Annotated in this window: 2 protein-coding genes; both read left to right on the forward strand. The window is 41.0% G+C overall.

Features of this window, described 5'->3' with window-relative positions; genetic code table 11:
* On the forward strand, window positions 1-1,260 hold a 1,260-nt coding region (locus BLU47_RS14940; protein ID WP_304442039.1), incomplete at its 5' end, for an MBG domain-containing protein.
* A gap of 485 nt (window positions 1,261-1,745) precedes the next feature.
* Window positions 1,746-2,228, forward strand: a complete 483-nt coding sequence (locus BLU47_RS14375) for a hypothetical protein (RefSeq protein WP_143025593.1) — start codon at window positions 1,746-1,748, stop codon at window positions 2,226-2,228.
* Window positions 2,229-2,404: the final 176 nt, after the last annotated feature.

Below are 2,404 nucleotides of genomic sequence, written 5' to 3' on the forward strand. Positions count from 1 at the left end.
GCATACAAGACCTATGATGTAGAATTTGGCGCAACGATTACTCCAGAAGTTGAACCTACGAAAGAGGGATATACCTTCTCTGGCTGGAGCGAGATACCTGAAACGATGCCTGCACATGATGTAACAGTGACTGGTTCGTTCACTATCGTTGACCCTGTAACCATTACTGCGAAGAGTTATAGCAGGAAATACGGCGAAGAGAATCCAAACTTCGAGTACACATCAGAAGGTGCTACGTTGATAGGTACGCCTGGGATTACTTGTGATGCAACGGTAATGTCACCTGTAGGGGAGTATCCAATAATTATCAGTAAAGGAACAGTTACTAATTATAACGACCATTATATAAATGGTGTACTAACTATCACGAAAGCTCCGCTGACAATCACAGCTAAGAGTTACACCATCAAACAAGGTGATGAAATGCCCACGTTCGAGGCAGAGTACAGTGGTTTCAAGAACAATGAAACCAATAGTGTATTGACAACTCAGCCTACCATCACGACCACTGCAACTTCAGCCGGCGAGCCAGGAACATACGATATTGTTGTGTCTGGAGCAAGTGCCACTAATTATGAGATCAGCTATGTTAAGGGCATGTTGACTATTGAGGCTGTGGAGATTACGCCAATCACTGAAACAGAGGAAACATCCATTAGTGAGCAAATCACAGCAGATACAGATTTGGAGAACGCTGTTATCGACAATACCTATTATAATGTGAAAGCTGCAAATGGTGACGGCTACAATGCCACAGAGCAGGCACTCGTGCTGAACTCTACGACAACATCAGAACAAATGACGGCTATTCAGAATGCTGAGGTGGGTGATGCTGCCATACGTGAAAACTATAGTGGCGTCATCTTCGAGATACCTGCTGGTCAAGGCACTGTTACGGTGGATACAAAGACTATTGGTACGCATGTGCTGAATGTGCAAATTGGTAATGGCGAGCCTAACAAGATTACGAAGTCGGAACGTGGAACGGCAGATGTGTCTTACGATGTCAGCGCGTCTGCTTATGTCTATCTGTATGCAAGCACGTCAGGTGGTAGTGAAACTCGTCTTAATCGTGGTGGAACTGCTAGTGCCAACAGCGTATTGCTTTACGGCTATAAGGTGACCATTGGTGGAACTGGCATCAATGCTATCCGCATGGAGGCAGAAAACGGTAAAGTCTTTGACCTGAATGGTCATCACGTGAAAACACCAGGAAAGGGCGTTTACATTATCAACGGACGGAAAGTGGCAATCAAGTAATACTATAACTTGACTCTTATCGCTCCCCGAGATTCATGGCGAGTCTTGGGGAGTTTTTATATTGATGCGATTATTAAAAACACATTAGGACGTAGTCACCGATGTCATCGTCAATCATGATGACCAGATAAGACACCAGTGCAATGCTGCTCACGACAAGTAGAACCGCACAGACATACTTCTCGCGCGCGTGCGCAGTGTGCGTAATATTTTATTTATTTATTAAGTTTTATTATATATAGATATATATATTTATTTATATATATATATTTATATTTAATACTATATATTTATTTTACAATATATATTAATATATATGCGAATATATATAAATATATCAAATGCGCGCATGCGCACGTAACACACTGAAATATAGAATATTAGCAAATATTTCATTTAACTAATTTTAAATCTATTACATGATAAAATATTTGGAATATTTCTTGACTTTTGTTACTTTTGCAGCCGTTAACAAAATAAACACAATGGAATATCGGTTATCTATTAAAGATACGGATTATAATAGCCCCGCCTTGGATTGGTTGCGATGTGGCCAAAAGATGGGATGGGTGAAAGTTGTAGAGCAGGTTTCTTCTCTACAGCTACCCGATATCGACTTACGGATGCAGAAGATTTTCCATGAATTAGAAGCTAAGAAGATTATCAAGCACAAATATGACTATGCTTGGATTATGCAATTGATAGACGAAAAGAAAATCGAGGAAGTGGCACCATTTAAGACGGTTCCAAGTTTCAGGTCTTATCTATTGCAACTGGGCATAGAGGTAGCAGGTGTTTCTACGTTGTCGCAATATTACAATACAGTTACCGGAGACTATCCCAATTGGGAGTTCACTGATACCGACAACAGAGGTGAACGATTAAGGCGTATCAATGTAGCCGGCAAGTTTTATGCAGCCTATTTGAATGATGTCAATAGAGGGTTTTCGGAAGATTTATCGGAATAGGAAGTGTTCTGTCGGATAACCTGTCGGATATGCCTGAAAAACACGAATGACTTTGTTGGGAATGTCGTACCTTCGCATCGCAGTCCGGATCATACGGTTGTGGTGCTTTTCTTGTTCGGCGCGCTGAAAAGAATGAGTTGAGCATCGAGACAAGTCTCACATTTCTTTAATAAAAA

The sequence above is a fragment of the Prevotella sp. tc2-28 genome (assembly GCF_900107705.1).
Lineage (GTDB): Bacteria > Bacteroidota > Bacteroidia > Bacteroidales > Bacteroidaceae > Prevotella.